Origin of the sequence: Nocardia sp. FBN12, assembly GCF_050320175.1 — a bacterium.
In the GTDB taxonomy this organism is placed as follows: Bacteria; Actinomycetota; Actinomycetes; order Mycobacteriales; family Mycobacteriaceae; genus Nocardia.
This window is the reverse complement of the sequence record NZ_CP190048.1, coordinates 198103-221270: the sequence shown is the minus strand read 5'-3', so window position 1 is coordinate 221270 and position 23168 is coordinate 198103. Positions and strand designations below refer to the sequence as shown.

Here is a 23168-nt window from a genome sequence, read left to right as displayed (position 1 = left end):
TCGGTGTCAGGTCATGGCTCCACGATCAGCCGGCGACGAAGATCGACGACCTCGCTGCGGCCATACCGAGACAACGTGACCACCACGCCGAGGCGGTCGGCGATCCAGTCGGCCACCTCGACGTCACCGAAGTTCGCCGCCGACGGATCACGTGGAAACTCGGGGTAGCCGTCGCGATGCCCGTAGTTCACCCACCCACCCCAGACAAGCTGGGTGAGGACGTTCTCCGCGTGGTCGGTGACCTCCCACACGCCGAGTCGATCACGCAATGCCCGCTTGGCATCGTCCAGCCCGTAGTCATCCCAGTGCTCACGCAAGGTCTGGTCTTCGGCCTGGCACCAGGCATCGCTGTCGAGGATGACCGAATCCTGTAGCGCCCGAACCACGTCGAGTAGATCCGCCGGTGCGACGTGATCCAGTTCGACCGCAATCTGGTCGAGCCAACCGTAGGACCGCGCCAATTCGCCCCACTGGTCCACCAGGTGCGCGTGGTTGCCACGGTCGATCGGGTCGACGAATCCATCTGCGTCGCGGTCGCCGGTATGGCTGAAAGCCAGGAACTCGCGTTCGTGCATCAGCCAATGCACCGCCCCGTCGTCGTCGACGACCTTGCGGTTCGGTGCCCACATCACCACCTCGCAGACATGCGGCAACGCACGCTGCCAGTCCATTCCGAATTCTTCGACCAGCACATCACGCACGGTCGGCTCGGCCTCAGTGGCCGCGACGACAGGTGCGTGGTCAACCAGCATCGTCATCTCGATCTCCTTGCACAAAAAGGGCGCCCAGGAATCCCTGGGCGCCATATGAACCCGCCAACCTGGCGGGTGAGTCTGTGTGAAATGAGGAAGGGGCACCGCCACTGTTCGGCGGTGCCCCTTCGGGGTTGTGTGTCTGACTACCGTCCGAGGTAGTCCGGCGGCACGCGGACCGTGCCGCCGTCGCGGGTGGTGACCGTCACCGACGGCACCTCACCCTCCTGCACCTGCACGGCCGCGATGACACGGCCCTCAGCGTCAGGAACTGCCTCGTGGGTGTCCTGGCTCGAGGTGACCTGTACTCCGATAGCATCGGCGGCGGTTACCGCTGAGATAACCCACCAATGCTGTTGGCCGGGAAGCGTGGCGCGCTTCCTGGTCAGCAGTTGTATCGGACTGTGCTCGGCGGTGCGGTCGGGTCGCACGATCGGGCGGCGGAAGGTGCCGACTGTTCCCACCGGTGCGCCGAAACCTGCGGCGTCCGTCGGAACGAGCACGATGATCTCGTGCTCGGCCGAGCCGAGCTGCACCACGACGGCCGATCCGCGATCGACGAGGCGTTCGGCGTGCATCGCCAGTTCAGACAGGGCTGCCTCGGCGGCGATGGCGGCAGGGTGCTCGATTGTGGTCACTGGGTGACTCCCTTCTCCTGCCATTGGTGTAGCAGACGGGACCGACATTCGTCAGCAGGCGAGCAGTACGTGGTCAGAGAACACCTGATCAGAGTCGGTGTTTCCATGCTCGGCCATGTGGTTGACCTCCGTCCAGAACTCATACAGGGTCTCGCCCGAGCACTCGGAGAAGAAGGTCTCCTCCATGACCGCGGTGGTCTCGTAGGTACGCCCGAACGCCTGGATCTCGTTGCGGCCGGTGCCGAGGTTCTTGCGGTGCAGCACATACTCGATATGCCGCGAGGTCGGCGCGGTGTTGCAGTTCACCTTGTACCCGAACGAGATCGGCGCGCGGGCAGACGGGCCGCTCTTGCCTGGACCGATTGCCATCGTGAAGCACACCACGTGGTGATCCTGCGTGAACTGCGGCTGTGCATCAGCGTGGCTCACGCCGGTCACAGTGAACAACGAACCGAACGCGATCACGCTCGCCACCTTGATCAGCTTGTTGGTCGACATAGAACAACCTCCTGGGTTGTGGATGGGAAATACTCCCGGCCGATTGACGCGGAAATAAGCGCAAGGAGTCGAAGGAGCACAGGGACTCGGGGCCGTGTGCTCGTGCCGATTGCTCGTGCTCGCAGAGCAGGTCAGAAGATGACGCCGACGACTTCGTTCGTGCCGCGACGTAGCCACACGTCGATACGGCTGCCCGGCTGGGCCACTGACATCACGGCATTGACCGCCGAGCCTTCGGGTGCCTCGTAGGCCACCATGTTCGGGCCGGTCGCCATAGTGATGCGACCGTCTCGGGTCGTCTCGCCAGATCCGCAGACCCACAAGCGCTTTCGGTCGGTGTCGACCAGCCAGCCGGTGCCGACGTAGTTCGGATCATCGGCGATTCCGACGATCTTCCCGTCTTGATTCAGCGCCAGCACAGTGGGTTTGCCCACCAGGTACATGGCGTGCAGCGCCATCGCAAGCCGCGAACGGTCGAATGCGTACGCTGTGCCGAACTGGTCCCACAGTCGAATTCCTCCGGCCGTCATCTGGACGTTGTTCACATCGACCGTGACGAACGATGCTGTACCCGCGACAGTTTCCAAAACCTTCATTGCAACTACTCCATTTCACGTCGAATGGACCGAATAAGTCCGATTGGCGGTCCGGCGCTCACACCACCGGCCGCCCTCGCACTCATCCGACAAGCGGATTACTCGGATACCTTCGCGACGCCGCTACCCGCTACGGCCGTACGTCGCGCTCACGCCCGGATTCCCTACGTGCCGGACAAGTCGACGGCACGCGAAACAGGGAAAGAATCCGGGCGGATAATTTCGCCCACACACTATTGAGTTCTCAAACAACATGCGCCTACAAGCCCGGCAGAATCGCCACCTCACAATCCGAACGGCGTGAACCGAAAGTGCGAGTGTGGGTTTTGATTCGGGATTTTCCGACCTCTCATCCGTCGGTAACCGATCACGTTCGGCCTGCCGCCCCCACGAATTGCGGAGGTTTGTCTTACTGGGTTGAGATTGGGTTTGCCCGATTGGGCGGAATGGCAGGTCACCCCATCACAGGGCCCGTACCGTGGGCGCGATTCGGTCGCACCGTTCGGAACCGACTTCACCTATTGAGCCGTAGCTCTGGCTAATGCCGGGCGGAATTAACGGGTAACTCCGGTGACGCACACTCACACGATGCGAGTGTGCGGCCCGCAATCGACCCCGTTAGGTCACTTGCGCTTAGGCTTGCCAGCGGCCCGCGCCGTATCCACGTCCGCTTGAGTCGCCGCGTGATCGACGACCGCGATTCGTTCGGCCTGCGAACGCTGGGCAATCACGGTGTCGAGCTGCTTACCCGCCTCCACACGGTTGGTCTCATGAATCGACACGATTTGCCATGCAAGGTTGTGCTTGCGATCGGCAATGTCGGTGTTGTCCTGCGCAACGAACCCCGACTTTGCGACGGCCAGTTTTTCGCGCTTATCCTTTGCAGACGCCGCCGCCCTTTCCGCCGCCGTGACCGCCCGCTTATAGCCGTTCTCGGCGACGGTCAACTCACGAGAGAACTTGTAAAAGCGGCGAGTGTGAACAGTGACCAGCGACAACGCGCGTTCCTTCGCGTTCTTGCCCTTGCCCTTTGCGATCATGCTGGCCGCCGCCGCTGCCATCTGCGCAGCAATCAACGCGTCGACAGCGAGCAAATCAGTTTCGTAGTCGGTCGCCATGCCCTCGACAGGAACAGCTAGCCACCGGTCGTTGAACTCGACAATCTGGCCCAGCAACTCACCGGCGCGGTTGACCTTGCGGAACGTCTCGGCGTACTCGACAAAGCATCCGCCGATCGTTTCGCCAAGTGGCGGCGTGTCCACCGCTTCGGTGGTTTCCGCAATGTCGACGGTTTCCACCTCGACAGTTTCGATGACGTCGGACTCGGCAACGGTCATGGTCTCGGACACTTCGGCCTACCTTCCGCCGGTCCCGTGACCGACTGGTGAGAGTTGCGGCGGGGGGAATGTCGCCCCCTGCCTGTCCGGCCTCGCTGGCCGAACAACGACAAAGCTACGCGACGTTTTGCTAACCTGTCAAATGCCCTGGTCGGATAGGGTTTTTGGGCCGAAACTACCCGACTAAACCCACCCTTAGTAAGGTCACCCTCAAAACATCCTGACCTGCATAAATGCCGAATATGTGATCAGCGCCACACTCGAGGCGCTGTCGCAGGCCGGTCGACCTGGGGAATTGGGGAAAAAATGGGCCCTGACCTGCACAAATACCCGACAATCGGACCGAAATCCCCCTGACCAGCAAGGATGCGGAAAACCCGCAGGTCAGAGCCCTGCGCCGAGGCTGTATCAATTATGCGCACACACGGGGGCACGGGCCACGCGGCGCGGCAGGCGCGACCGACCGACCGGCGCGACCGGCGCGGCAGGCGCGGCAGGCGCGACCGACCGACCGGCGCGGCAGGCGCGACCGGCGCGACCGACCGACCGGCGCGGCAGGCGCGACCGGCGCGACCGACCGACCGGCGCGGCAGGCGCGACCGGCGCGGCAGGGGGGCCGGGGGGCCTCCCCCGCAGGTCAACTAGGGCAGCGCAGTGCTCTGCTGTTCGCGGTGCATACGGGTTCCAAGGGGTCTATCGCATCCATTTCGGCCGGCGCGGGGGTTTTCGCGACGAGCCTCCCTATAAGTTCTGCATGAGCAATGAATTCGATAGCCAGCCCATCGTCGACATCCCGGAGTGGCTGCGCGAGGAGCTGGACGCGATGACCGGCGAGATCTACGAACGCACGCTCGTCGCGATGATCCGAGCACTGAGGGAGGGCGACCAGCAGAAGATCGAGCGAGTTCGACGCGCCCTTCGGCGCATAGAATCTCTCGCCCGTTCAAACCGTCACAGTGACAGCGGGTGCCCCGGCGGGCCGATCACCTGCCGGGGGCGCTTCCGCCGCCTAGAAGACCCAGTCTTCGTCCTCAGTCTCGACGGCCTTGCCGATGACGTAGCTGGAGCCCGACCCCGAGAAGAAGTCGTGGTTCTCGTCGGCATTCGGCGACAGGGCTGCCAGGATCGCAGGGTTGACGTCGCAGTCGTCCTTGGGGAACAGGGCGTCGTATCCGAGGTTCATCAGCGCCTTGTTGGCGTTGTAGCGCAGGAACTTCGCGACGTCATCGACCAGGCCGACCTCACCGTACAGCTCGCCGGCGTACTCCAGCTCGTTGTCGTAAAGCTCCAGGAGCAGCTCAATTACCCAGTCGCGCAAGATGTCTCGATCGGCCTGCGGCCAATTCTCTTGGCCGCGTTGGAATTTGTATCCGATGTAGTAGCCGTGGACAGCCTCGTCGCGGATGATAAGCCTGATCATGTCGGCGGTGTTGGTGAGTCGGCCGCGGGATGACCAGTGCATCGGCAGGTAGAAGCCGGAGTAGAACAAGAACGATTCAAGGATCGTTGAGGCCGCCTTGCGCTTCGCCGCGACGAACGTTCGGTCGTCCTGGAGCCACTCGTCACCGCGGCCGTAGTCAGTGCCGGCGCCGTAGTAGGACAGCACGATCTCTGCCTTGCGCTGGAGGTATCGGTTCTCCTCTGACCAGCGGAAAGCTTCGTCGATCTCCTTGGTGGAGCACAGGGTCGAGAAGATGGAGCTGTAGCTCTTGGCGTGTACGGACTCCATGAACGCGATGTTGGTGTACACCGCCTCCTCATGTGGGGTGGCCGCGTCCTGGATCAGGGAGACTGCGCCGACAGTGCCTTGGATGGTGTCAAGCAGCGTCAGGCCGGTGAAAACCCGCATGGTGAGCTGGCGTTCAGCGTCAGTGAGGGCGGTCCAGGATTGGATGTCGTTGGACACCGGGACCTTCTCGGGCAGCCAGAAGTTGCCGGTCAGCCGATCCCATACCTCGGCGTCCTTCTCGTCGAAGACGCGGTTCCAGTTGATGGCGCGAGCGATCGTGGTCATAGCTCCCACTCCCGCGGATCCGCGTCGGCACCTGTTAGCACCGAGGTCACCTTGGCCTGTTTGCCGTGGCGGTGGTCATCGAGTTGCCGGTCGGTGAGGTGTAGTCGGGGCGGGATGTCGCCGTAGCTGACGAGATGAATGTCTGTGATGTCGTCGGTGCTGTACCCGCAGCAGCCGCAGCCGCCGTCGGGGATCTCCACTTCGAGATCGCCGGAGGTCTCGCGGACCTTGTCGAGGTGGACGATCAGTTCGGTGATGTTCACGCGGCAATCTCCCGGCCGGAGCCTGTTGATCCGAATCCGTCTGCGCCGCGGATGGTCTCGTCGAGCTGGTCAACCTCGACGAGTTCAGGTAGTTCCACGGTCTGGACGAGCAGCTGCGCGATGCGGTTGCCGCGCTTAATCATGACCGTTTCCTCGCCGTGGTTGATCAGGCAGACCTTGATCTCGCCGCGGTAGCCCGAGTCGACGGTGCCCGGCGTATTGAGCACGGTGACGCCAGACTGTGCAGCCAGACCTGAACGTGGATGGATCAGGCCAACGGTGCCGAGTGGCAGTGCGATCGCGATGCCGGTGCCGATCAGCGCGCGGCCTCCTGGCGCCAGCAGGACATCGTCAACGCCGTGCAGGTCGATGCCCGCGTCGCCGGTGTGGGCGCGACGCGGGCGGGGCAGCTCGGGATCGAGCTGGATGTAGGGGATGCGGAGCGGGATGATCACCAAGCGAGGCTAAGTCACTGTTCGCGCCGGGGAACGGCAAGTGTAAACGGCACGGCCACTGCTCATCACGATGGTCGCGGCCGGATAGTTCCCAGATCCATCGCCGTGCGACGATCCAGCTGCGCCGCCGGCCTCACACCCCAGATGTACAGTGGCAGCGTGCATTACCTGCGACTGGCGGCGAGAATCATCTCCTCGTCTACAGCGTTCCAGATCGCCTACCTGGCTGTCACCTCATCCATGGCCGCACTCCTGCTCTTTCTGGGCTCGTTCCAGGCGGGCGTGGCTTTTCTGCTCATGGCTGGGCTGTGGTGGTGGTCGATGGTCATCCATGTCGAGCGCCGAAAGCTAGTCCTGCTGCTGGAGCGGCGCAACGAAAGTTGGGCCGCAGATGGGTTGAAGGAGGACATCCCGCTCGAGGAATTGGATCGGTCGCAGACATGGGCCCGGGTGTACCGCGATATCCTTTCGGTAAGTCTGCCGTTGCTGATACTTTTCGTGGCGTGCCTGGTTGGGGTCGTTCTTGGCCCGATTATCGGACTTTCGGCGATGTTCTTCGTGATCGGCGCCGCTGCATCCGTCGAGACGATGACGACCAAAGCACGTCGGAACTTCGTCGTCGCCCGCCTCACGCGCGGGTGCGTGCCTCGGTAAACAAGGTGGTCCAGGCCCGCGCTCAGTTCGGGCATTCGAGAGATGGGGATGGCAATGGCTGTGGCCAGCGTTGAGCGACACAAACTGATCGGTGATGTGCATTTGCTGCTCACTGACGAGCAGGGGCGGATCTTGTTCGGTCGGCGTGCCAACACCGGTTTCGCCGATGGCGCCTACCATCCGCCGTCCGGGCACCTGGAAGCCGATGAATCTGTGGTCGACGCGCTGGTGCGTGAAGCGGCCGAGGAGATCGGTGTCCAGATCGCGCCGGGTGATGTCGAATTCGTCCACGTCATGCACAACGCCTCATCCGGCGGGAGGGTGGCGTTCTTCTTCCGGGCGACTCAGTGGCAGGGCGTGCCGGAGAATCGTGAGCCGGACAAGTGTGACGCGTTGGAGTGGTTCGCGATGGACTCGTTGCCGATCGAGATGATCCCCTACTGCCGAGACGCGCTGGACCGTATCGCTTCCGGGGAAACCATCTCGATGTACGGCTGGTAGGGGGTGCCGACGGCGCCCCCTCTTACGGCCGCCTCGACGCCCCCGCTGGCCAGCTTCCGGTCGAGCCACTCAACTTCTTAGAATCACATACCGGCCGGGGATCTCCTGGAACTCGACGGCAGCCGCGATATCGCCATCACTGGGAATTTCACTTTCAGCTGGAATGACAATGAGCTTGTCATCGTCATCTCCGCTGCGGTGGATCACTGCCACACAGACCCCCGACGCGGCAGCAAGCGGTTCAGGTTCGCCGAGGAAGTAGCCGTCGAGTTCATCACCATCAGGCGCAGTCGTTCCAGGCACGAAGCCGTAGTTTGCTTCGTAGCGGAAGCCGTGGACCGGGTGCCGGCTACCGAGTGGCCGGTCGATCGTCAGTTCCACCGACCGCCCCAGGTAGCCTCGCGCCATTTTCAACGACACAGAGTCGTCGTCGCTGGTAGGCGGTGGTGCAGTGCTGCTCATTGCCCGATCTTAGCTGCGTCGATGGGTAGTGGTTTGCCGATCCACGTGCACAGGTAGTCCATGTGGACAAGCCTCTGGTCGGTGGGCAGGGTCGGGTTCTGTGGGAATACCTCGGTGGGGGCGATGTCGCGGGGGCAGTATGGATCGCGAGCGAACAGGGACCGTTGTCCGGTGGTGTGTGCGTTGTGCAGGTAGGAACGGCCGGCGCAGCCTCCCCGGCACGAGTGCAGTAGCGAGCAGCCTTCGCAGCCTGGAATGACTTCGGGGTGGGCGTTGCGGCGGCGGAAGGTTTTGAACTGGTCGGAGGCGATGATATCGGCGAGGTCGTCGACAACGAGGTCACCGACCTTGTAGTCATGCAGGTACACGCACGGTGAGACCGGTATCCGTCCGTCCGGGGTAATTGAATGGATGCGGAACGAGGTCCGTCCGCACGGGCACCCTTTCGCACCGGCGAATCCGGTCACCGCTGCGATCGGCGGCTCGCCGAGGTCGATGGGTGAGCATCGGGCGAGCAGGCGGGAGAATCCTGCGTAGTACTGGTCGGCGGGTAGCGCTGATTCCATGTGCGCCTTCTCTACCGGTTTGATCGGGTTGATTCGGATGTGGGCTTGGTGGGCTCGCGCGATCTCGACGAGGGCGTCGATGCGGTCGGGGGTGAAGTTCCAGCCCATCGCGCACATGATCACGCTGTGCGGAATCCCCTGTTCCACACAGAGATCCAATGCCGTGATGGCCTGCTTGTAGAGTTTGGCGCCGCGGTTTTTGTTGTGTTCGTCGGGGTAGGGCGAGTCCAGGCTGACGTCGACGTCGTTGAGCTTTTCGAACGCTGATCGGTGATCACGGGCGAGATGGATTAACGTGATTCCCGAGGTCGTGAGCCCGACGGGGATGCCCGCGTCGGTCAGACCGTGGATGATGCGGGGCAGTAGCGTGTCCTTCGGGTTGGGGCCGTTGGTGAACAGCGGCTCGTTCCCGCCCAAATTCACGGTCTCTACCCCGTTGATCGCCAGCTGCTCCACGATCCGGTCGATGATTTCCGGGGTGAAGTCCATGCCCTTGTCACGGGCGGTCATCGAGTAGCAGTGAGTGCACCGGTAGGGGCAGTCGTTTCCGAGTGTCCAGCCGATGTTGCGGATCGTGGTCGGGCATTCGTCGAGTTCGGGGTGTTCAATCGGCCCGACGTCGGTGCGTCGGAAGTGTTCGGTGGCGTCGATCACTGGCAACGCCGTTTGAGTGGGCCGCTCCCACGGGAACGTTTGCGGCACAGGGATTCCGAGGTCTGTCATGGTGTCCTCCTGGGGAGCTCAGCACAGGAACGGGTTGTCCTGGCCGTCGTAGATCAGGCCAGCTGCGCGGTAGGCAGTGGCGGTGCGTTGGGCGAGGCGCTGGTACCAGCCGCGGGTTTCCTCGACCCGGGCGGTGGTGAACTCGGCGGCGTCGGCTTCGCTGGCGCCGCCGGCCGCGAGGTCGAGCGCGGCGCGGAAGAATTCGAGATCTGTGCGGCGCAGCGCGATCGACAGCTCGCCGAAGATCTGCCGATGAATCGGGGCTATGGCCTTGGGTGCCGAGAGGGGGTCGATGGTTTCGTCGTAGACGCGCGAATGACTCTTCTGCCATTGCTTGAGCGCGACTCGCACGATGCGGGCCGCCGGATCTGCGACCTGGTAGGCGTGGTTTCCCAGCCCTGCGGTTCCCGGTGTCGCTGTGTCAGATGCGCCGAGCAAGCCTTGGCGGTCGAGGCGGCGGGTCAGGTTGGTGCCGGTCGCGGCGTACATTTCGGTGAACACGCCTTTGGAGATGGTCCAGTCGTGGGCGCGCATCCCGGCCCAGTTCTGCTCGAGTTCGTCGAGGGTGGTGGCGTGGTCGAACAGAATGTGTCCGGCCTGGACGTATATACCGAGCTGCCGGAATTCGGCGAGGGCGGCGAGGTTGGCGTCGAGGTCTGCGCGTTTTGCCATGCGCGCCAATGCGGTTGGCGCGAAGTTCTCGATCCCGCAGGAGAACGACCAGAACCCCGCGCGCGCGAGTCCGGCGAGCACAGCCGGGGTAGCGCGGTCGGCGCGGATCGACCCGCGCAGCCACATCGCTACTCCGCGGCGCTCGAGTTCGTCGGCGAGCTCCGCGCACCACGATGCGTCTCGTGGGGGTTCGATGAGGCTGTCGTCGATGACTTTCACGTGCCGGACACCGCGGCTGTGGAGTTGTTCGAGTTCGCTGGCGAACCCGGTGATGGAACGTTGCCGCCAGGTTGGCCCCCGTCCGGCGAGTCGCTCGAAAGCGACGATCGAACAGAAAGTGCACGACGCTTGGCATCCGCGTGAGGACTGTACGTGAACCAGGCTTCGCCGGGCAGTGGTCAGGTCGAGGGTGTCGCGCGAGGGGAACGGCAGGCTGTCGAGGTCGGCGATGGTGGGGCGGGCTCGATTATGTTGGGGGCCTTGGCTGGTCGTGAAGCTGATCCCGGCGATGTCTTTCAGATGCTGCTGCCCGTGGACGTAGTGGTCGGCGAGTTCGATGATTGTGTGTTCGCCTTCACCGCGGACGACGACGTCGAATCCTGCGGTCAGGAAATCTTCGGGGTGGAATGACGGCCCGAACCCTCCCGCGATGATCGGCACCTCGCCCAACTGATTGCGGACTTGGGTGGCGGTTTTCAAGGCCGACTCCATATTCGACCGGTAGCAAGCGAATCCCAGTATCGTCGGTCGTGCCTCGATGATCTGTTGAGCCAATTCCTCTGTGTCGAGCCCGGCTAGCCAGCCGTCAATGACCTCGACTCGGTAGCCGGCCTGTCGTAGTGCTGCGGCCAGGTAGCCCAGGCCGAGGTTCTCTTCGGCGGTCCGATGCGTCACTGGTGCCGGGGTCGCCAACACGACCGTCGTACACGCGTTTATGCGGTTAGCCGGGAGTTGGAAGGTGTGCGGCTTCATGGTCCCCCTGTCAGGTTCTATCGCAATTTCGGGCTGATTTCACGGTGCAAGTGGGTGGCAGATCTGAGCTGACCTGCCACCCACTTGCTTAGGCATTAGCCATTCAGCCCGAGGGGTGGCTGATTGGCGGGAGCCTATTCGCCGGAGTGGTTTGTCAATGCTCAGTTGAGAAGTATGAAAACGTGGCCGATGGTTCGTTGATTGGCTGATCTGGCGGAACATATGCCGCCATACCCTCCGCAATTCGACGAATGAACTCGATACTGAACTCAGGGCCCGCAGTTCCCGTTCGTTTTGGAACCTTCGTCGCGTTCGGAATACGTTTGGGTAGCACAGTTTTCTCCTGCTGTTCGGACTAATACTCGCCCATGTCAGAGGATTGATCGGCGACGCAGTGAACGTCGGTTTTTGGACTCGAGCAATTCGATAGCGGCGTTTTTCCTCGGGCACAGCCATGGTGGGCACATGGCGTGTAATTGCGATTCTCGGTGTGCCCGCTCAAGCGTCATCGGTTCCTCCGGTGCCGTGTGGTCGAGCAGGTCGAGCAGTTCGTAGTAATAGAACGGCTGGTGTCGTCGACGGGTCACGATCTTGGGCTCGAGGTCGCCGTAATCCGAAGGGGTGAGGCAAACGATCAACACGCCGATGGCAACGACAGATCCGAAAGCGGTGAGGAGTCCCAAGACCATGGTCATCCTCCTTCGATCAAATGCGGCGTGTCCGTGACGAGTCCCCAGTCGATGAGGTCTTGGATGCAGGTCTGCACCTCGTGGCAGAGTGCGAGGGCACGGTCCTCGTCGGTGCCGGTCTCGTCGGTCACGCTGGTCGCTTCCATCGCGGATGGTTGGTTCGTCAGGGGTTCAGGTGGGTTCACGTCGAGCTAGCTTCCGACGGCCACGTTCGCTTCGAGGTGATCGAGGTTCACGGTTCCCGGAATCGGTAGAACGCTCGGCGATTGTTCGAGCAGCCACCGCAGTGCGATCCGCGGGATGAGGGACTGATGGCCGGCGCCGAGCGGGGCGTAGGGCACGAATGCGATCTGGTTCTGTTCGCAGTAGGCCAGCACGTCGCGATCACCGCCGACAGCGAGGTTGAATCGGTTCTGCACTGCGGCGATCGGGGTGATCTTCTCAGCCGCTTGGATCTGGGGAACGGTCACCTTCGAGAGGCCGATGTGGCGGATCTTGCCCTGCTCACGCATCAGTTCAAGGGCCCCGATCTGGTCGTCGAATGGCACTTCCGGGTCGACGCGGTGCAGGTAGTACAGGTCCACGGCGTCGACGCCGAGTCGGCGCAAGCTCATCTCGAGGCACTGCCTCAGATACGGTGGCCGACCAACAGGTGACCATCGGTTCGGTCCCTGCCGGGTCAGCCCGCCCTTAGTCGCGATGACGAGTTCTCCGCGGTACGGATGGATCGCTTTGCGGATGATGGTCTCGACGGTTGCAGGCCCATAGGCGTCGGCGGTATCGAAGTGGTTGACACCGAGTTCGACTGCGCGCCGCAGTACCCGGATTGCGTTGTCGATGTCGGCTGGCTCTCCCCAGTGACCGGGGCCGGTGAGTTGCATAGTGCCGAAGCCGATCCGGTGGACCGGCAGGTCTCCGCCGATGCAGAACGTGCCGCTCGTCGCGGCGGGTAGGGTGCTGATAGTCATCTGGAACCTTCCGCGTCGTGTTCGACACCGTCGAGACGGCCCTTTATGAAGGCCAGGGTTTCGACAATCGCTCGGCTGTGCCCGTCGGCCGGCAAGGTGTCGTGCTCAATGCCGAGCCGTTCGTGTACCTTCGCGACGTGCCGGTCAGCGAGCGCACGGAACGCCAAGTCGGTGCCGCGGGGTTTGGTGAGATCGAGCGGGATCGTCGGGTCGAGGATTGTCCGCAGCACCAGGTCGTAATGGCGCGAGTGGTGGAGGACCATCTGTTCGAGTTGGTGCATGTTCGTCGGATCGGGCTGCTCACCGCGGAATTCGAGGGCCGCTTCGTAGTAGCCGAGGGCATCGGACACGGGCCGGTCGATCAGAACGACGTCGGCTTCGGCCCAGGCCTGGGCTTCCAGGGACATGCCGCGGGAGATGAACCACAGCGTGGATGCCGCGGTGTGCTTGTCGAGAATCGGCAACCCGAGCTCGACCGCTTCGGCACCGAGGTCCTGGACGAACGCGACTTCGATGCGGTCACGATGCAGCTGCTCAGCCAGCCGCTGCAAGGTCGTGCTCTTGCCGGTGGAGTGCGTGCCCGTCACTGCGACAGTGACGGGACGCCCGAAGTTTCCGGTCACCACAGCCGCCCTTCGGGCTCTCTCGGCGGAACGTATTCGGCGGGCGCCGCGGCCTCGACCAGCTCATCCCAACTGAACTTGCTTTCCTCGACCAGGCGCACGAGCAGCTGCCAGGCCGCCCAGGTATCCCATCCGGCGCGATGGTGCCCATGGTCGGCGATCGCGGTGTCGTCGAGTTCTGCGTGGGCAACCAGCTTTTCCAGCGAGTAGCCGCCGACCAGACCCGGCCAGACTGCCTTCGCCAGTCGCAGCGTGTCGAGCACCATCGGCGGTGTCCATTCAGGCAAGTGCTCAGCCAACACTCGACGCTCTACATTCGCGTTGTGGGCGACCAGAATCCGATCGTTCAAGGCCGTGCTGATCACGTCGGAGACGTCCTGCCATGTCGGGCAGTCTTTGACGTCGGCGTTGGTGATGCCGTGGACCTTGCGGGTGACGATGGGTGTGATCGGGCGGGCTGGTCGGATCAGCCACGAGCGCATTTCATCGACGACGACGGTCTCCCCTGACGCGGGAAGGATCGCGATTTCGATGATCTCTGGCGGTGTCTGGCCGTTCCCTTCGACATCGACCGCGGCGAAGTCTTTGCCACGCAGGGTGTTCGGGATGATCATCGCATTGCCTCCTGGGTGTCCGTCCAGCCGATGTCGGCGCGACCGTGCCGGCCGATGTGGTGTGGACGTCGGATGTCGTTGACCTGGTAGTGGAGATTGTGTTGCAGGAAGTTTCGTCTGCCCTCGGGCAAGCCCTTCACCAGGACTGCGCGATCGGTGACCGTCACCATCTCGCCGCCGAGGCGACCGACCCAGGCTGCGATCGTCGACTCGTCCGGGCGCTGCCAATCGTCGGCACACCGTTGGATCTGAGCGACAGGGCAGATGTCGCAGAGTTCGCGCACGCCGTAGTGGCCGTTGTAGTCGGCGACCCCGTGTGCGTATGTCACGCCGCATGAGGTCTTGCGAAATAGCGGGGAGCCGAAACCGGCGCGATTGGCCAGGATGCGCTGCTCGAGCAGTTCAGGGAAGATCTTGCGGCTTGGCCCGTCCTCGTAAAGTTCGGGCAAGCCATTCGCCTGGTAGTACTCACGGATTTCGTCTTTGAAGAACAGACCGGTGAATACCGTGGCATGGGCATGGTGGCTGAGTTCGCGAGCTCGCTCAAGGTGTTCGTCGGAGTCGTTGAGGCCTGGAACGATGGGCCGCCAGTACAGAATGGTCCGGTATTTTTCGGCGTGCTCGTAGGCGGTGCGCAGCGAAGCGGCAGCGATGCTGGATTTGACCGGCTCGATCCGGTTGTCGTCAATGCCAGAGTGGGTGACCAGGATCGTCAGTCGAATGTTGTTGAAGCTGTTGAATATCTCGCAGTCTTCGGGGTCGATCCTCCACCGCGTGATCACCAAGACGTGATTGTTGATTCCCTGCTCGTCGAGCAAGCGGAGCATGTTGAGCGTATGCGGCTTGACGATGGGCAACATCGGGTCGGTTGCCCTGTTGAGCAGCTGAATCGGGGTGACGAACGGACGAAAGTGCTTGTTCCTCAGCAGCATTCGCACGGCAGTTTCCTCGTCCATCAGCCGCTTGGGTACCTTCATCTCATAATTTCCGAAGGTATGGCGCACGCAATACGTGCAGTCGAGGGGGCATCCGACGATCCAGTTGAGCGACAATCCGCTCTTTCGGTAGTCGATGACTCGCTGCAACTTCGGATCGAGCTGCGCTTGTTCCTCTGGGGTCATGATTCGCAATGGCCCCCGGGGCTGCGCGACTTCCAGTGGGAGGACGAGCGAACTTCGGGAATTACTCACTGAGGCACCCTTCTTGCACGGTAGAGATCTCATAGCAGTGGTCCGGTTCGACGGTGAAAACAGACACCTTGGCCCGCAACCGAGGCAGCGCGCCTTGGGGAAGGTGCTCGATGCGAGGCAGGTAGACCCTGCTGGCCTTGTGCAGCGCACAGGCAGACAGGATCAAGTGGACTGGGTCTTCGACTGAGTTCGTCCAATCGACCACGGCCGGTACCGTCCAGCCATCCAGTTCAGCCCGCGTCGTCATCAGGAGCCGTTCCCACACCTGCCAGCTCGACACCCGATCGGTATTGAGCGCGCAGATCGCGCGCAGTGCTCGCTGTGTCATTTGGCAACGCCCCTCTCGATGCTGATCCCTTGATGTTGCGGACCACCGCTACGGTGGTTTGCGCTCGGGACCTGCTATCCGAGAACCAGAGGCTTTGTCCCGGGCGCATTTTCAGTCTGTGCTGGATGTACATGCCGGGGTAGCGTTCTGGGGGGTGGCAGAGGGTGGCATTTTCCATGAGGCAGGAGTGGCATGACTAGTGGCATCTCTCCCGCAGGAGCGACATCGGGGCAGGGTGAGGGTATGAAGACAGGCGAGCTCGTGCGCGAACTGCGGTTAGCCCGCGGATGGTCGCAAAACCGTTTGGCTTTCGAGCTGACCAAGGAATCTGGCACCAAGATCCGCCGTGAATACATCTCGCGCCGTTGGGAATCCGGCGAGGTGGAGCCGTCTCCTTTCTGGCTGCGCCACCTGAGTGCCGTTTTCGGTGTGCCACTAGCAGTGGGAGACCCGGACGTGAATCGTCGACAGCTGCTTGCCAGCCTGGCAGCGACAGCTATCACGTCTACTACGGCGAGCGACACGCTGTTAGGCGCGGCACCGGGGCCGGACGCACCGCTGACGAACGTCGACGAATTCTCTGCCAGCGTTCCTGACATCGAAACCGCGCTGTGGACGGCAGGCAACGTCGACGACGGCAGTCCCGTCCGCGAGGTCGCGGAGTTGGTCGTCCTCGCAAAACGCATCACCAAACTCCAAATGGACTGTGAGTACACAACACTCGGCCCGTTGTTGGCCCCGCTGATCACCGATTTGTATCGACAGGCGCTCAATGGGAGGCCGGCTGATCGAGGTGTTGCGTGGGACGCCCTGACGCAGGTCGCATCTGAAACCTCGGTTGCGATGCGTGGTCGTGGCCATCTCGCGGTTGCATGGTCGGCGGCTCAGGCCGCCGAGTCGGCCGCGAAGAAAATCGACAGCCGACAAGGGTTGGCTGCGGGAGCGTATGTGCGCAGCCAGGTGTTGTTGGCGCGCCCCGGTTCGTTGAAGGCGGCCCTGGATTCCGCGGTTCGCACCGCCATGCTTGTCGGGCCCGATGCCAGCACTGCGCCCGAGATCCAAACGGTCGGGATGCTTCATCTGCAAGCCTCGTTGGTGACTGCGACTATGGGAGGCAGCCCGCACGACCACCTGGGTCAAGCTGCCGAGTATGCGGCCCGTCTCGATCGAACGAGCGCTGAGGATCCGGGCACGCTCGTCGGGAACGTCTCGTTCGGTTCGGCGAACGTCGCGTTGTGGAATATGACTGTGGCAATGGAGGAGGCCGACCCGGAGAGGGTGCTCGACCTTGCGCGCGAACTCGATCCCAGGTCATTGCCCACCGTCGGCCGCGCCGCACAGTATTTCGTCGAGGTAGGACGCGCCGCCTCGGCCCGCGATGACCACACCACCTCGGTCGATGCGCTGTTGCGCGCCGAGGAGATTGCCCCCCACCTGGTGCGCAAAATGCCAACCGTGCAAGAGCTGGTGGGGCACATGATGGAGAAGGCACGGCGCGAGCTGACCACTGGCGATCTGGGAGACCTCGCCTCACGGGTCGGGGTTGTGGCTCCGTAGGCAAAGACGCGCCTGAGATTGCCTGCCATGATGGGCGTATGGAAGAGCGCACTAAGGTTCTGTACGCGATGGTGACGGGTGCCGGTGGCGCGGAGGACATCGGGAAGCTGGTGGCGTTGGCGCAGGCGGATGGTTGGATCGTGTGCGTGCTCGCGTCTCCCAATGGCACACGGTTCATCGACGCCGAGGCACTAGCGGCGCAGACCGGGTACCCCGTTCGCTCGACCTTCAAGGTACCGGGTGCCGTCGACCTGCTTCCGAAGCCTGATGCGGTGATTGTTGCGCCGCTGACAACCAACAGTTTGGCGAAATGGGCTGCGGGAATCGGCGATACGTTGCCGCTCTCGCTGCTAGTCGAAACAGTCGGCGCCGGACTGCCTGTGGTGGCGGTGCCCCACGCTCGGGAGACCCAATTCAAGTTTCCCGCAGTCGCTGCCGCGCTCACCAGCCTCAGCGAGTGGGGTGTGCGCTTCATTCGGATCGCCGAGGGTGATCCCGTCCCGTGGGCCGCTGCGCTGAAGGCGCTCGACTGATTGCGGGAGCAAGCTCTGCGATCGGGTCGCGCAGCCGGCGATATTGTCGAATCGCCCTCCGCCGCGCGCCGAACCGGCGTCGTCCATACGACGTCGGCGACCTGTCAACCCTTAGATGCGGTGGCGATTACCACGAGTGGCATGACCAGTGGCATCTCCTCCGCAGCTGCGACAACCGGGGCATGATGGGGGTATGAAGACAGGCGAGCTCATCCGCGAACTGCGGAATGCCCGTGGCTGGTCACAGGCCCGCTTGGCGGATGAGCTGACCAAGGTGTCTGGGGCGAACATCACCCGCGAATACATCTCGCGACGATGGGAATCCGGCAAGTGCAAGCCATCCGCTTTCTGGCTTCGCCACCTGGTCACCGTCCTGGATGTGCCGCTAGCAGTGTGGGAGTCAGAGGTGAACCGTCGACAGTTGCTTGCCAGTGTGGCCGCGACAACCATCGCGCCCGTTGTTGCAAACGATTTACTCGCCGAAGGCTTCGCAGCGCGCCTTGCCGGCCGGGGCCCGAGTGTCGACTCGTGGGAGAACCGGCTGGTCGGCTATGGCGCCGACTACATGTCAATGGGAGCTGCGGAAATCCAACGCCGATTGGCCGTTGACCTGGCGGTTATCCAACAGCAGTGCGACCAGCCGAGAATGTGGGCCGCCGCCGCCAAGCTGATGACCCTCTACGCCAAGACTTTCCCTGGCAGCGACGGCACAAAGGCAGTGACCTGGTACCAGATGGCTACCGACGCCGCTGACGCGTCCGGTGACGTCACGACCAGAGTGTGGGTTCGGGGCCGGGCTGCTATCGCGTTGGGCTATGAAGGTGCGGCGCTGCCAGTGGCGGACCGCTTCGCCGACGAGGCGCTGGCGATCAGCGAACGCCCCAGCCTGGGCCGATTGAACGCGATTTACGGCAAGGCCCACACCGCAGCACTGCGTGGAGACGTCAGCACAGCCCGCGCCCTTGACCTGGAAGGTCGGCGCATGTTCGACCAGGCAGGCTCTGACGAGCAGACCTCCGACTACGCAGTGCCGTGGTGGCGACTCGGGGTATTCAGGTCGCTGCTAGCAGCGCGTCTAGGCGATGAGGCGAGTGCTGTTGACGCCCAAGACTCTTCGCGACGTGAACTCCCCGCCACGTTGCCACGGTTTGCCACTCACCTCGAGATGCACCGCGGCTTGATGCTTGTCCGCGCCGGGGACCGCGATGGCGGCATCGCCTATGCCCAGGCCGCGCTCGACGCTCTCCCGCCGGAAAAGCATTCGTTGACTTTGCGGATGCTGATGCAGGAGATCACCGCATAGAGGGCCCGCCCCTAATCAATATCCGGCTCTTGGCTGTCGTCCCATTCGCCGAAGTCGTACTGGCTCGTGGCGGGGTAGACAACCGCGGCGACTTCGCCGGTGGTCAGTCCGAGCTTGCGCGCGATCCGCTTCACCGGTGAGGGGTCGCTGTCGTCGATGGCGTTCCACTCTGCCCAGATGATCTCTTCGACCGGGGTCATGCCGGTGCCGTCGTTAGGGTGACGTCGAGGCCGAACTTACGAGCGAACTCGATGAGCTTGTCGAGGCGGAAGTAATCGGTGTGCTGGTTCCGCAGCCTCGACACCGTCGGGATGATCACGCCGGTCGCTTCGACGAGGTCGTTCTGGGTGCCGTCAAACGCCGCAATCTTGCTCGCGATCGCGGCGATGAGTTCCTCGCGCATCGGGAAGACGATGGAGCCATCGGGTGTCGACTTACGGCCCTGGGCTTTGGGATTGGTGCGCGTGGCCGGCACGCCAGCGACTGCCATCGACACGTTGATCCCGATCTTGGCGCACACCTCGATGAGGTTGTCCACGGTCCAGGACTTGACGTTGCCGCTGGCGATCGCCCACAGGCTGTTCTGGGGGACGCCGATCTGCTCGGCGATGAACGGCACGCCCTCGCCGGATCGCTCGATCGCATCGGCGATGGCCGCGGCCAGCTGCTGGCGGTCGTCGATCGTTTCGCGGGGCATGAGGCCGAGGTTAGCAGAACGCCGAGCGATCGCCCCATAGGCGGGGTCAAAGTCGCGCCGAGGCCGCCGTCGCGTGCTACCTTCACTCATACACCGCGTAAAACCCGGTCTATCGCGGTCTATGACCGTCCTCTTCGCCCGTAGGTTCCACGGGTGGGCCGCCTCACCGAGCGGTGCCGTCGCGGGTCAGAGCCGCATCTGCAACCGTACCCATACGCCGCCCTGCGGCTACTGGTACGGATCCGAGAGGTCTGCGTCCACCCCGATTAATTGAAGGAACGCCCGGCGGGGGACAGCGTGGTTGTTGTAGCGGCGCGACCTCGTATCCCGGCCGTTGGGCAAGCGAGTAATACCCGCAGCCCGTTCTTACCTGAGCAACCATACGCATGACCGTCTGACCGGCGGAAGCGCTTGCGCTCGGGGCGATCTCGTACTTTCGCGGTACGGGGTACTCCCAGCCGCTGCCCGCCGCACCCCGCCGTTCCCAGCGGGATCAGGGATTGAGAGCCAAATCAATTCCGTATTCAACGCTGCGAATTGAATGTCATATCAGCGCCTTTCACTGATAGGTCGAGCCAATCAACCAGCTACCGGTGCGCGACATCCAGTTACCCCCGACGGAGATAGATGATCTGGAATACACCGATTGAGCTGGGATAATTCGGATAATGGCATGGGGAACGGGTGGCACGCGGCAAGTCAGCGCCGAATTCCGCCGCAATAGACCGATCGCCTTGGCCCGTGATGAATTCCGGTGCCAGCTGCGGTGGCGCGGCTGCACCACCACCGCGGTCGAGGTCGATCACCGGCGCAACTTCTCGCGTGGGGGCACTGATGACCTGGGCAACCTCCAGGCTGTGTGCAGCTCCTGCCACAAACGCAAGACCGCGTCGGAATCAGCTGCGGCGCGCGCTAAATTGCGCCGCGATGCACGCCATCCCGACTCGCTGAGAAAACACCCTGGATATGTGTGAGGTCAAAATGAATGCGGATGACATCGTGACAATTGGCGAAGCAGTCGCCACCATCGCTGGCGCTGTGCTCAAGATCCTCCCGATCCTGGTGGCACTCCTGGGATGATCTTGCACATCCACGTGGCCTGGATACCGTGGATGTGCATCGGCCCGCCGCTTTCGGGCGCGCGGGCTTCCATGGGGTGTAGCTCAATCCGGTAGAGCAACGGTCTCCAAAGCCGTGCGTCGCAGGTTCAAATCCTGTCGCCCCAGCTCCATTTATGCCCGGCAGGGGCGCGTCTGCCAGCCCGAGTGTGAAAACGGGTCAAATCAACGCGTAGTCACTTTCGATCATGAATTCAATTGCCCGACATGGGCACACGAATTTCCGATCGAGAAATACACCCGACATGGGAGACAACTGAATATGGCTGGACGCAGAAGCGGCCCGCCTCCGAAAAATCCCGAAGACAGGGCGCGGCGCAATGCCGACCCGTTGACCGGTGCGGATGGCTGGACCGAAATCGACCCGACGCCGCACGACGGCGAAATCCCTGAGATCCCCGACTGGATCACCGTGGGCGCGATCGGGCGCGCCGTCTACGCCGAGCTGGCCGCGCTCCCCCAGGCCCGCCTCTACGGCATGGGCACGTGGGTGCAGCTGTGGATGACGTTGCCGCTGGTCGAGCGCTATTTGTCGCGCCCCGGCAGCGAGAACTACAAGGCGATTACGTCCACGCTCGGTGCGGCGCTGCGCCTGACCGAAGACGACCTCCAGCGTGCCCGCGTGCGCATCAAGCCGGTCATCGACGAGCTGGACGACGAAGTCGAAACCACCAGCTCGCCGGTGGTCGACTTCGCCGAGGAACGCCGCGCCCGCCTGCTCAAGCCCGCGTAACCGCCTGTGCCACACGACATCATCACCCATCCCGACCACGATCGGGAACGGTCGTTGGGCTGGCTGGCGACCGCGTGGCTCGAATACATGGCCGTGCACGGTCCCGGCGATCTCGGTGGCGAGCCGATCGGGCAGATCATCGACGAGTACGTCGGGTTCCTGGTCGATACCTACGCCCTCGAGGAGAGCGGTCGGCGCATCTATGATCACGTCTTCTTGAGCCGCCCGAAGGGCTGCGCGAAGTCTGAGATCGCTGCGTTCATCGGCCTTTTCGAGGCACTCGGCCCGTGCCGGTTCGCTGGATATGCCCGCGGTGGCGAGGTCTTCACCGACGAGTGGGGCATCGGCTTCCGCTACGTCTACCGGCCCGGCGAACCCATGGGCCAGAGACTCAAGACGCCCTACATCCGTTGCGTGGCAACCGAAGAGGGCCAGGCAGGGCTGATCTACGACACGATTCACCTCAACGTCAGCGAGGGTCCGCTGCGGCATGCACTGCCGCGCCGCGACGACGCCGGCCTGACCCGGATCCTGATTCCTGGTGGCGGCGAGATCATTCCGTCGACGTCGAGCGCCGCATCCAAGGACGGCGGCAAGGACACCTTGGTCCTGTTCGACGAGACACATCTGTACAACAAAGCCGAACTGCGCGCGACGTACCGGACTCTCACCCGCAACCTGCGTAAACGTCGCCGCACCGCGCAGACCTTCGCAGTCGAGACAACCACGATGTACGCGCCCGGCGAGGACAGCATCGCCGAACAGACCTACAAGCTGATCCAGGACGTGCTCCAGGGCAAGCTCAAGACCCACCCGAGGCAGCTTTTCGACCACAGATTCGGCGCCATCACGCCGGAGGAACTCGACGACGAGGACAAGGTCCGCGCCGCGTTGGTCGATGCCTACGGCGACTGCACCTGGAATGACATCGACGGCTACGTCGAAGCCATCGCGGACCCTCGCAACGATGTGACCAGCTCGTTCAGGTACTGGTTCAATTCCCCGACCAGCGCCGAAAATGCCTGGCTGGCAGCGTATGAGTGGGATGGCATCGGTCCGGAGTACCACGACTCCGAGCCGCTGTCGCCCGGCGATTCGATCGTGCTCGGCTTCGACGGCAGCCGACGACGACGACGCGGTGTCACCGACGCGACCGCGCTGATCGCCTGCCGCCTCACGGATGGACTGATCTCTCCGATCAAGATCTGGGAACAACCACCTGGCGTGCACGCCGACGGTTGGGAAGTGCCCGAGCACGACGTCAATGCCACGATCGCCGGAGCGTTCAAGACCTATCGGGTGCTCGGGATGTTCGCCGACCCCGCCAGGTGGGAGGCGAACGTCGCGGCCTGGGAAGCCAGGTACGGGGCCCGATTGAAGCTGAAATCTACTGCGGCGCACCCGATTGAGTGGTGGATGACCGGCGATCGCGGATACAAGACCGTGCAGGCCCTGCGCGAGTTCGTCGACGCCGTTCTCGACCGCAAGCTGCGCCACGACGGTGACCTGACGCTGCGCGCCCACGTGCTCAATGCCAGGCGGTTCGAGACGACCAAGGGCGTGCAGATCCGCAAGGAAAATCCGGACTCTCCGAACAAGATCGACGCCGCGGTGGCCTCGGTACTGGCGTGGCAGGCCTACCTGGATGCGGTGTCGAAGGGCTTGGCGGTCAAGCCGCGCAAGCGGATCGTGCGCCGACTGCGATAGATGAC

28 protein-coding genes and 1 tRNA gene are annotated in these 23168 nt (G+C 63.1%); 9 read left to right on the top strand and 20 right to left on the bottom strand.

Going from position 1 to position 23168, the window contains the following annotated elements; translation table 11 throughout:
- Positions 1–11 precede the first annotated feature (11 nt).
- The 8 genes from ACQHI0_RS01150 to dut form a co-directional block, all read right to left on the bottom strand.
- Positions 12–758: a hypothetical protein gene (locus tag ACQHI0_RS01150; RefSeq protein ID WP_427906083.1), complete on the bottom strand. Its 747-nt coding sequence runs from the start codon at positions 756–758 to the stop codon at positions 12–14.
- 140 nt (positions 759–898) lie between these two features.
- Positions 899–1390: a hypothetical protein gene (locus tag ACQHI0_RS01145; RefSeq protein ID WP_427906082.1), complete on the bottom strand. Its 492-nt coding sequence runs from the start codon at positions 1388–1390 to the stop codon at positions 899–901.
- A 51-nt stretch (positions 1391–1441) separates the two neighbouring features.
- Positions 1442–1888: a hypothetical protein gene (locus ACQHI0_RS01140; protein WP_427906081.1), complete on the bottom strand. Its 447-nt coding sequence runs from the start codon at positions 1886–1888 to the stop codon at positions 1442–1444.
- A 131-nt stretch (positions 1889–2019) separates the two neighbouring features.
- Positions 2020–2484 carry a hypothetical protein gene (locus ACQHI0_RS01135; RefSeq protein WP_427906080.1) on the bottom strand — a complete coding sequence of 155 codons (465 nt, stop codon included), beginning with the start codon at positions 2482–2484 and terminating at the stop codon, positions 2020–2022.
- A gap of 623 nt (positions 2485–3107) precedes the next feature.
- A complete protein-coding gene (locus ACQHI0_RS01130; RefSeq protein WP_427906079.1) occupies positions 3108–3833 on the bottom strand; it encodes a hypothetical protein in 726 nt (241 codons plus the stop codon).
- Positions 3834–4830: 997 nt separating this feature from the next.
- Complete coding sequence (gene nrdF, locus ACQHI0_RS01125) at positions 4831–5835, bottom strand: class 1b ribonucleoside-diphosphate reductase subunit beta (protein ID WP_427906078.1); 1005 nt, start codon at positions 5833–5835, stop codon at positions 4831–4833.
- Positions 5832–6098: a hypothetical protein gene (locus ACQHI0_RS01120; RefSeq protein WP_427906077.1), complete on the bottom strand. Its 267-nt coding sequence runs from the start codon at positions 6096–6098 to the stop codon at positions 5832–5834. The genes nrdF and ACQHI0_RS01120 overlap by 4 nt, the downstream gene beginning before the upstream one ends.
- Complete coding sequence (gene dut / locus ACQHI0_RS01115; protein WP_427906076.1) at positions 6095–6553, bottom strand: dUTP diphosphatase; 459 nt, start codon at positions 6551–6553, stop codon at positions 6095–6097. Before dut ends, ACQHI0_RS01120 begins: the two co-directional genes overlap by 4 nt.
- 159 nt (positions 6554–6712) lie before the next feature.
- Here dut and ACQHI0_RS01110 point away from each other — a divergent pair, with 159 nt between their 5' ends.
- Both ACQHI0_RS01110 and ACQHI0_RS01105 read left to right on the top strand, forming a co-directional pair.
- The gene (locus ACQHI0_RS01110) at positions 6713–7207 is read left to right on the top strand and encodes a hypothetical protein (protein WP_427906075.1); all 495 of its coding nucleotides are present in this window, start codon (positions 6713–6715) and stop codon (positions 7205–7207) included.
- Positions 7208–7261: 54 nt separating this feature from the next.
- The gene (locus ACQHI0_RS01105) at positions 7262–7708 is read left to right on the top strand and encodes an NUDIX hydrolase (protein ID WP_427906074.1); all 447 of its coding nucleotides are present in this window, start codon (positions 7262–7264) and stop codon (positions 7706–7708) included.
- 69 nt (positions 7709–7777) lie between these two features.
- Here ACQHI0_RS01105 and ACQHI0_RS01100 read toward each other — a convergent pair whose 3' ends face one another.
- From ACQHI0_RS01100 to ACQHI0_RS01055, 10 genes are all read right to left on the bottom strand, one after another.
- Positions 7778–8170 (bottom strand): inorganic diphosphatase, encoded by a 393-nt coding sequence (locus tag ACQHI0_RS01100; RefSeq protein ID WP_427906073.1) that lies wholly within the window; start codon positions 8168–8170, stop codon positions 7778–7780.
- Positions 8167–9459 (bottom strand): radical SAM protein, encoded by a 1293-nt coding sequence (locus ACQHI0_RS01095; RefSeq protein WP_427906072.1) that lies wholly within the window; start codon positions 9457–9459, stop codon positions 8167–8169. The genes ACQHI0_RS01100 and ACQHI0_RS01095 overlap by 4 nt, the downstream gene beginning before the upstream one ends.
- A gap of 18 nt (positions 9460–9477) precedes the next feature.
- Positions 9478–11025: a B12-binding domain-containing radical SAM protein gene (locus ACQHI0_RS01090; protein WP_427906071.1), complete on the bottom strand. Its 1548-nt coding sequence runs from the start codon at positions 11023–11025 to the stop codon at positions 9478–9480.
- Positions 11026–11474: 449 nt separating this feature from the next.
- Positions 11475–11792: a hypothetical protein gene (locus ACQHI0_RS01085; protein ID WP_427906070.1), complete on the bottom strand. Its 318-nt coding sequence runs from the start codon at positions 11790–11792 to the stop codon at positions 11475–11477.
- A gap of 2 nt (positions 11793–11794) precedes the next feature.
- Complete coding sequence (locus tag ACQHI0_RS01080) at positions 11795–11938, bottom strand: hypothetical protein (protein WP_427906069.1); 144 nt, start codon at positions 11936–11938, stop codon at positions 11795–11797.
- 45 nt (positions 11939–11983) lie between these two features.
- Complete coding sequence (locus ACQHI0_RS01075; protein WP_427906068.1) at positions 11984–12760, bottom strand: aldo/keto reductase; 777 nt, start codon at positions 12758–12760, stop codon at positions 11984–11986.
- Positions 12757–13347 carry an AAA family ATPase gene (locus ACQHI0_RS01070; protein ID WP_427906067.1) on the bottom strand — a complete coding sequence of 197 codons (591 nt, stop codon included), beginning with the start codon at positions 13345–13347 and terminating at the stop codon, positions 12757–12759. Before ACQHI0_RS01070 ends, ACQHI0_RS01075 begins: the two co-directional genes overlap by 4 nt.
- A gap of 32 nt (positions 13348–13379) precedes the next feature.
- Positions 13380–13997: an exonuclease domain-containing protein gene (locus ACQHI0_RS01065; protein ID WP_427906066.1), complete on the bottom strand. Its 618-nt coding sequence runs from the start codon at positions 13995–13997 to the stop codon at positions 13380–13382.
- On the bottom strand, positions 13994–15118 hold the full coding sequence (locus ACQHI0_RS01060; protein ID WP_427906065.1) for a radical SAM protein: 1125 nt from the start codon (positions 15116–15118) through the stop codon (positions 13994–13996). Before ACQHI0_RS01060 ends, ACQHI0_RS01065 begins: the two co-directional genes overlap by 4 nt.
- 61 nt (positions 15119–15179) lie before the next feature.
- Positions 15180–15515 (bottom strand): hypothetical protein, encoded by a 336-nt coding sequence (locus ACQHI0_RS01055; RefSeq protein WP_427906064.1) that lies wholly within the window; start codon positions 15513–15515, stop codon positions 15180–15182.
- Between the two features lie 243 nt (positions 15516–15758).
- Between ACQHI0_RS01055 and ACQHI0_RS01050 the strand changes: the two genes are divergently transcribed.
- From ACQHI0_RS01050 to ACQHI0_RS01040, 3 genes are all read left to right on the top strand, one after another.
- Positions 15759–17072 (top strand): helix-turn-helix domain-containing protein, encoded by a 1314-nt coding sequence (locus tag ACQHI0_RS01050; RefSeq protein WP_427906063.1) that lies wholly within the window; start codon positions 15759–15761, stop codon positions 17070–17072.
- A gap of 38 nt (positions 17073–17110) precedes the next feature.
- Positions 17111–17605: a flavoprotein gene (locus ACQHI0_RS01045; RefSeq protein WP_427906062.1), complete on the top strand. Its 495-nt coding sequence runs from the start codon at positions 17111–17113 to the stop codon at positions 17603–17605.
- A gap of 193 nt (positions 17606–17798) precedes the next feature.
- Positions 17799–18908: a helix-turn-helix domain-containing protein gene (locus tag ACQHI0_RS01040; RefSeq protein WP_427906061.1), complete on the top strand. Its 1110-nt coding sequence runs from the start codon at positions 17799–17801 to the stop codon at positions 18906–18908.
- Between the two features lie 11 nt (positions 18909–18919).
- Here the strand turns inward: ACQHI0_RS01040 and ACQHI0_RS01035 are convergent, their stop codons facing one another.
- Positions 18920–19108, bottom strand: a complete 189-nt coding sequence (locus ACQHI0_RS01035) for a hypothetical protein (RefSeq protein WP_427906060.1) — start codon at positions 19106–19108, stop codon at positions 18920–18922.
- Positions 19105–19605, bottom strand: a complete 501-nt coding sequence (locus ACQHI0_RS01030; RefSeq protein WP_427906059.1) for an XRE family transcriptional regulator — start codon at positions 19603–19605, stop codon at positions 19105–19107. The genes ACQHI0_RS01035 and ACQHI0_RS01030 overlap by 4 nt, the downstream gene beginning before the upstream one ends.
- Before the next feature lie 668 nt (positions 19606–20273).
- On the opposite strand from ACQHI0_RS01030, the gene ACQHI0_RS01025 reads away from it, so the two are divergent.
- From ACQHI0_RS01025 to ACQHI0_RS01010, 4 genes are all read left to right on the top strand, one after another.
- Complete coding sequence (locus ACQHI0_RS01025; RefSeq protein WP_427906058.1) at positions 20274–20579, top strand: HNH endonuclease; 306 nt, start codon at positions 20274–20276, stop codon at positions 20577–20579.
- A 178-nt stretch (positions 20580–20757) separates the two neighbouring features.
- Positions 20758–20831 (top strand) — tRNA-Trp (locus ACQHI0_RS01020).
- A 154-nt stretch (positions 20832–20985) separates the two neighbouring features.
- Positions 20986–21456 (top strand): hypothetical protein, encoded by a 471-nt coding sequence (locus ACQHI0_RS01015; RefSeq protein ID WP_427906057.1) that lies wholly within the window; start codon positions 20986–20988, stop codon positions 21454–21456.
- A gap of 6 nt (positions 21457–21462) precedes the next feature.
- Positions 21463–23163, top strand: coding sequence for a hypothetical protein (locus ACQHI0_RS01010; RefSeq protein ID WP_427906056.1), 1701 nt, complete (start codon positions 21463–21465; stop codon positions 23161–23163).
- Positions 23164–23168 lie beyond the last annotated feature (5 nt).